This is a genomic window from Streptomyces cyaneofuscatus, assembly GCF_042718795.1.
Lineage (GTDB): Bacteria > Actinomycetota > Actinomycetes > Streptomycetales > Streptomycetaceae > Streptomyces > Streptomyces cyaneofuscatus_A.
In genome coordinates, this window is the sequence record NZ_JBHXOX010000030.1 from 114,996 (window position 1) to 121,916 (window position 6,921).

Below are 6,921 nucleotides of genomic sequence, written 5' to 3' on the forward strand. Positions count from 1 at the left end.
ACGCGTACGGGAAAAGGAAAGGGGCCGGTCCACACGAGGTGGACCGGCCCCTTTTCACCTGAACCGCGTGACGTTCTAGTAGATCGGCTTCTCCGGCTCGATCTGGTTGACCCAGCCGATCACGCCGCCGCCGACGTGCACCGAGTCGGCGAAGCCCGCCGACTTGAGGACCGCGAGGACCTCGGCGCTGCGGACACCCGTCTTGCAGTGCAGGACGATACGGCGGTCCTGCGGGAGGTCCTGGAGGGCGTTGCCCATGAGGAACTCGTTCTTCGGGATCAGCTTCGCGCCCGGGATCGAGACGATCTCGTACTCGTTCGGCTCGCGGACGTCGATGATCTCGATCTTCTCGTCGCCGTCGATCCACTCCTTGAGCTGCTTGGGAGTGATCGTGGAGCCGGCCGCCGCCTCCTGGGCCTCCTCGGACACGACGCCGCAGAAGGCCTCGTAGTCGATGAGTTCGGTGACGGTCGGGTTCTCGCCGCAGACCGCGCAGTCGGGGTCCTTGCGGACCTTGACCTGGCGGTACTGCATCTCCAGGGCGTCGTAGATCATCAGGCGGCCGACCAGCGGGTCACCGATGCCGGCGAGCAGCTTGATCGCCTCGGTGACCTGGATGGAGCCGACCGACGCGCACAGGACGCCCAGCACGCCGCCCTCGGCGCAGGAGGGGACCATGCCCGGCGGCGGGGGCTCCGGGTAGAGGCAGCGGTAGCAGGGGCCGTGCTCGGACCAGAACACGGAGGCCTGGCCGTCGAAGCGGTAGATCGAGCCCCATACGTACGGCTTGTTCAGCAGCACGGCCGCGTCGTTGACCAGATAGCGGGTGGCGAAGTTGTCCGTGCCGTCCACGATCAGGTCGTACTGGGCGAAGATCTCCTTCACGTTCTCGGCTTCGAGCCGCTCCTCGTGAAGGACCACGTTGACGTACGGGTTGATGCCCAGCACGGAGTCCTTGGCCGACTGCGCCTTGGACCGGCCGATGTCGGCCTGGCTGTGGATGATCTGGCGCTGCAGGTTCGACTCGTCGACCTCGTCGAACTCCACGATGCCCAGCGTGCCGACGCCGGCCGCGGCGAGATACATCAGGGCCGGCGAGCCGAGCCCGCCGGCGCCCACACAGAGCACCTTGGCGTTCTTCAGGCGCTTCTGCCCGTCCATCCCGACATCCGGGATGATGAGGTGGCGGGAGTACCTGCGAACCTCGTCGACGGTGAGCTCGGCGGCCGGCTCGACCAGGGGTGGCAGCGACACAGGAACCTCAACAATGCAGGTGGTCGGATTTACGTACGTCGACTGCGCGTACATCGACTACGTACGGTTGTTCTTCCGGTAACACTGCCACGCCCCTTCTCATTCCGAGATACCGGGTCCGATCCGCGAGACGATTTCGTCCCAGTACCTGGGCAGCGCCGCGAATGGGTCGCTTTGCCCGCTCCGTCCGTCGTCGCCTCGTCCGTCGCCGCTCCGGCCGCCCCGGTCCGTGAAAAAGATCGTCCCGGCGCCCTGCCAGCGGGCGACGCGCATCGCCTCGTCGAGATGGGTGCGCGGCACCCCGTGGACGAAGTGCGCGAACCGCTCCGGCGGATAGTCCGCCGTCCACTCGGCCACCTGTGACCAGCGGTAGTCGGTCCACGGGCCCTGGAAGGTGACCAGTTGGTCGGCCGCCTCCGCGTACCCGGGGTACGGGTGGGTGCCGTGGCCCAGCACCAGGCGGCCGCCGTTGTCCGCGCTGTCGCTCTCCGCGAGGAGCGCGTGGAGCGTGGCGGTGAGACGGCGTACGCCGGGGAGCTCGGACCGCTCGGCGGGGCAGCGGGCGAGGTAGAAGCCGCCGACCCGGTACCAGTCGATGAAGGCCCGGGCGTCCGCGATCAGCTCCTCGAACGGCCGGTTGCCGTGGGCGAGATCGAGGTGGCCGAGGAGCCGGCCGCCGCAGGCGCGTACGGAGTCGTCCGGGGCCTCGCCGTGCAGGGCGCGTTCCCGGGCGTTACGGAGTCTGCCGGCCACCTCCAGGCAGTGCGGGTCGGGCCGGGTGCCGGGGCCGTCCGCGATGTTGAGGACGGCCCAGTGCAGCGGGGTGCCGGGGCGGATCAGCTCGGCCCATTCGGCGGGGGCGAGCAGCGGGTGGGCGTAGCCGGGGACGCCGAAGCCGAGCTGCTCGCCGCCCGCGGTCCTGCGGGCGTCGGCGGGAGCGGTCAGATGCGGCACGCCGCCTCCATCCAGATGTCCGCGAGGGACTCCTCCAGGTTGATCCGCGGGCGCCAGCCGAGCCGGTCCCGCGCGGTGCGGACGTCGGCCTGCTGCCAGACGCCGCAGCCGTCCGGGTAGGGCGACGGGGTCGCCGAGAGGTGCTCCATGACCGACTCGGCGGAGGTGCGCGGAGCGCCGATGGGCAGGCGCGGGGGCGGGGAGTCCAGTTCGTGGAGTGCGCCCGCGTATCCGGCGACCCGCGCGAGGACGGCGGCGGCGTCGCGGAGGCGGACGGCGCGCCCGGTGCCGATGTTGACGACGCCCTGGGCGGCGGAGAGCGAGGCGGCGTGCACGGCCCGCGCCACGTCCCGTACGTCGACGAAGTCCCGCTGCACGCCGAGGCCGCTGAGCTTGAGCTCACCGTCCCCGGACTGCATGGCCCGGCGCATCGCTTCGGCGAGCCGGCCCAGCGGTGAGCCCGCCGGGGTGCCGGGGCCGACGGGTGAGAAGACCCGGAGCACGACGGCGTCGAGGCCGGAGCCGAGGACCAGTTCGGTGGCGGCGAGCTTGCTGACGCCGTACGGGCCGCCGGGGCGCGGGATGGCGTCCTCGGCGGTGGAGGAGCCGGGCTGCGAGGGGCCGTACTCGGAGGCGCAGCCGACCTGGACGAGCCGCGCCCCGCAGCCGCTGCGGCGCAGGGCCTCGCAGACGGTGGCGACGGCGACGGTGTTGTGGCGGGTGAGGTCGCGGGCGCCGCCGCGGGTGGCGCCCGCGCAGTTGACGACGACTCCGGGGTGGACGGCGTCCAGGAAGCGGGTGAGCGCTCCCGGGCTGCCGCCGGCGAGGTCGAACCGGACGTCGGCGTCGTCGCCGCGGCCAAGGGCCGTGAGGTGGACAGCGGGGTCGGCGAGCAGCCGGTCGGCGACGAAGCGGCCGAGGAATCCGTTGGCTCCGAGCAGCAGCACCCTCATCGCGCACCGCCTCGGTGCCGACGGCGGGCTGCCGGTGCGGGGGATTGGGGGGTCATGGCGGGTTACTCCTTGGTCGGTCAGTTCGTTCGAGGGGTCGGTTCGTGCGGTGGGTCGGTTCGTGCGGTGTCGGACAGGCCCGCGGCGTCGGCTCCGCGGGAGTGGGGCGGTGGTGCGGTGGGGCAATTGGGGGGGGTCCGGTGGTGGTACGTGGGTGGGCTCAGGCCCTGGTGTGGGCCGAGGCCCGGGAAAGCGCGGCGGAGGCGTGGACCAGGAGTCCGAGCGCCGCCGCCCCGCAGGCGAGGGCGGCGACGGCTCCGGGGCCGCCCGCCGCGACGAGGGCGTGGACGGGCCGGGCCAGCGGTTCGAGGCCGGGCAGCCGGCCGGCGAGGACGAGGGCGGGTGCGGCGGCCTCCAGGGCGCAGGCGGCGGCGAGGGCGACGGTGCCCGGCTCGGGCAGTCCGTGCGCGGCGAGCAGCCGGGCCAGGAAGAACAGCACCCCGAGGGCGGCGGCCGCGACCGGCATCCCGTCACCGCCGAAGCCGACGTCGGCCAGGAACAGCAGAGGCAGCAGGGCGCAGACGAAGAGCGCGACGGCCGCCAGGAGGAGGGGGCGCACGCCGGCGCCGAACTCCTCCAGTGCGCGGCTGCCGGTGAGTTTGCGGTGGGCCCGCACGGTGAAGAGGTGCGCGCACCAGGCCGCCGGGGCGAGGGCCGCGGTGAGCCCGAGCAGCGGAGCGGGGCCGGCCTCCCACGGGCCGTCCGGGCCGCCGCTGACGACCTGGGCGATCAGCCCCTCGCCGTACACCGCGAAGCTCAGGAGCCAGCAGGCGTACATCCCGGCGCGGCCCGCTCCTTCGGGGGCGCGCAGCGGGCCCCGGCGCAGGCACAGCCGGAGCGCCAGGCACGCCAGGAGTGCGCCGGTGACCGTCACGGCGGCCCGCACTCCCCCGCCGAGCACCCCTTCGGTGACCCGGAGCAGCCCGGCGGTGGCGAGGCAGGCGGCGCCGGGGAGCAGCGCGAGCAGCGTCCACCCGGCGCGGGCCTCGGTGTCGGGGCCCGGCGGCGGGGACGCGGCCACGGCGGGCCCGGCGGGCCGGGCCGGGGTGCGGGCGTACAGCTCCTCGGCGAGGGCGAACACATCGCGGTGGCGGTAGCGGGCGGCGGTGCGGTCGGTGAGGCCGTGGGCCTCCAGACCGGCGGCGATCTCCAGGGGGCTGACGGCCCGTTCGCACAGGTCGCGGTGGTGGTGCATGAGGGACTTCACGGGGTCGGCGGGGCCCCGGCGCGCGGGGGCGCCGGGCCTGCGCCGCTCGGCGCGCGCAGGAATCTCGGCCGCGCGGGACGGGACCTCGGTGGCGCGATCCGGTACGGCGGCGGCGCGGGTGCCGGGCGCGGGAGCCGAGGCGGACGCGGCGACGAGCTCGGCGAGAGGGGCGTCGGCCGTAGGAACGTCGGCGGGAGGGACGTCGGCGAGCTCGGCAGCCGCCGGGCGCACAGCGACCGGCACTGCGGCATCCAGATCGGCAGGGGCATCGGCCTCAGCGACGGCAGGGGTATCGGCCTGGATGTCGGCAGAGGTGTCCGCCTGCACGGCGGCGTCGTCCGGACAGGGCATCGGGGCGTCTTCTCCGTGGTCGGACCGGATCGGGTGGTCACGCATCGCCGTCCCCCGGTCCGCAGGCCGTCGCACAGACGCACTCGGGCTCCGAGGCCGGCCCGGGGTGCCGGGGGGCGACCGGCTCGGGCCGGGCGGAACGCTCCGGTCCGGGCTGCGGGGAGCGGCCCGGCCGCCCGGCGCGCCCGGGATGCCGGGCGGGGCGCGCATCCCCGGCGCGCTCCCCCTCAGGCACTCCCTCGGCCTCCCCCTCCGACTCCACCCCGCCGGCGGCCCAGCCAGCCACCCGGGCTCCGACGGCCGCCGGCTGCGGCTGGGTCCAGGGGCCGAGCAGCCGGGCCTCCGCCGGGGCGGCGAAGAGCAGGGGCTCGCCGTCGGCGTCCACGGCGTCGGCCTCCCGGCGCACCGGAGCGTGGGACATCAGCTCCAGGTAAATGCCGCGAAATGCCGCGAGGTTCTGTTCGACGGTGAAGAGTTCGAGCGCGCGGGCCCGGGCCGCCGCACCCAACCGCGCCCGGCGCTCGGGGTCGCGCAGCAGCGCGATATAGGCGTCCGCGAGCGCCCGCGGGTTGCGCGGGGGCACCACCAGCCCCGTGCCGCCGATGACTTCGACGACCGCTCCGACGTCGGTGGAGACGGTGGCGCGGCCGCAGAACATCGACTCGACGAGGCTGATCGGGAAGCCCTCGACCACGCTGGAGAGCACGATCACGCCGCCCGCCGCGTAGGCCTCGGCGAGGTCGGGGACCTCGGGGCCGCCGATCTCCTCGAAGGTGACCGGGCTGACGCCCTCGGTGTGGGCGCCGGTGGCCTCGTCCGGGAAGAGCTGGGCGGCCAGCGCCCGGCAGTGCGCCAGGTACGTGGTGGCCTCGCCGCCCTCCGCCGGGGCGCCGAAGATCCGCAGACGGGAGTCCGGTTCGGCGCGGCGGACCTCGGCGAAGGCGTGGAGCAGGGCGATCAGGTCCTTCGCGGGCTCGATCCGGCCGACCCAGACCAGGGTGTCCGGGCCGCCCGCGTCGTCGTCCTCGCCGACGGCGGAGAAGCGTTCGGCGGCCATGCCCGGATAGACCGTGCGCTGCGCGGCGGGGTCGGCGCCGCACCGCTGCTGCCAGCGGCGTACGTGGGTGTTGCCCGCGGTGACGAGCGCGGCCTGCCGGTAGACCTCGGCGGCCAGCAGGGTGTGGAAGCCGGCGAGGAGAGCGCGTACGGGAGCACTCAAGGGCGCGTCCGGCGCGGCCAGGTAGTGCGTACGGAGCTGCACGCCGTGCTCGGTGACGAGCAGCGGCACACCGAAGAAGCGTTTGGCCAGCAGCCCCGGGATGGCGGCCGCGCCGCCGGACGCCGCGTGGCAGAGGTCGACGGCGCCGAGGCTCTCGGGGTCGTACCAGTCGAGCGAGAGCGGGCGCAGGACGCGCTCCAGTTCGGCGGCGAAGGCGAGGTGGTCCACGACCGTGGCGCTCTGCACGGTCCGGCCGGCGCCCCGGGCGCGGGAGGCGGCCTCCAGGATCCGGACGGTGGCCTCGGAGCGCAGGGCGAGGTGGAGTCCGCCGCGCTCCCGGGCCAGTTCGGCCAGGCCGTAGAAGCCCTCGGTGAAGAGTCCGCCATCGGTGACCGGTTCCGCACCGGCCTCCTCGTCGGCGCAGATCGCGGTGGCCAGCGCCCGCACATGGGCGGCGAAGCGCCTGCGGTCGCGCCGCCCGTAGGACACGCCCCCGCCGGTCACCAGCCTGGCGAGCAGACGGGGTTCACCGCTGCCGCGCAGGGTGCCGTCCTCGGGGGTCCAGAGCGGCGCGGTGCGCACCCGGCTGACGTGGTGCGGCAACCGGACCCAGCCCTGCTCCTCCTGGTCGGCGGAGCGACTCAGTGCGAAGAGGTCGAACTCGTGCTGCGGCAGCCCGCGCACCAGCCGGTCGCACCAGAGCCTGGACTCACCGGTCGCATACGGATAGCCACCGTCGGTGAGCAGTCCGATCCGCACGAGTACACCCCCGATCTCCCTTGTGGGCGGCCGCCGTTGGAACGGCGACTCGCAGCGGGACGACCGTAAGCGGATACGCCGGTGGTGGGGGGGGGGGGGGGGGGCGGGAGCCCCCCACACGGGGTGAGCTAGGAAAAATAAAACACCCAGCGCGGGGAAGAGGGGAC

5 protein-coding genes are annotated in these 6,921 nt (G+C 74.4%); all 5 read right to left on the reverse strand.

Annotated features, from left to right (window positions below):
* Positions 1-75 precede the first annotated feature (75 nt).
* The 5 genes from moeZ to ACFWRT_RS30195 all read right to left on the reverse strand — a co-directional run bounded on the left by moeZ (position 76) and on the right by ACFWRT_RS30195 (position 6,754).
* On the reverse strand, positions 76-1,254 hold the full coding sequence (moeZ, locus tag ACFWRT_RS30175) for an adenylyltransferase/sulfurtransferase MoeZ (RefSeq protein WP_030561087.1): 1,179 nt from the start codon (positions 1,252-1,254) through the stop codon (positions 76-78).
* A 99-nt stretch (positions 1,255-1,353) separates the two neighbouring features.
* Positions 1,354-2,208 (reverse strand): spherulation-specific family 4 protein, encoded by an 855-nt coding sequence (locus tag ACFWRT_RS30180; protein WP_380953583.1) that lies wholly within the window; start codon positions 2,206-2,208, stop codon positions 1,354-1,356.
* Positions 2,196-3,161 (reverse strand): NAD-dependent epimerase/dehydratase family protein, encoded by a 966-nt coding sequence (locus tag ACFWRT_RS30185; protein WP_018510116.1) that lies wholly within the window; start codon positions 3,159-3,161, stop codon positions 2,196-2,198. The genes ACFWRT_RS30180 and ACFWRT_RS30185 overlap by 13 nt, the downstream gene beginning before the upstream one ends.
* Positions 3,162-3,378: 217 nt before the next feature.
* Positions 3,379-4,776, reverse strand: coding sequence for a hypothetical protein (locus tag ACFWRT_RS30190; RefSeq protein WP_380953582.1), 1,398 nt, complete (start codon positions 4,774-4,776; stop codon positions 3,379-3,381).
* 37 nt (positions 4,777-4,813) lie between these two features.
* A complete protein-coding gene (locus tag ACFWRT_RS30195; protein WP_380953581.1) occupies positions 4,814-6,754 on the reverse strand; it encodes a DUF3492 domain-containing protein in 1,941 nt (646 codons plus the stop codon).
* Between the last annotated feature and the right edge of the window lie 167 nt (positions 6,755-6,921).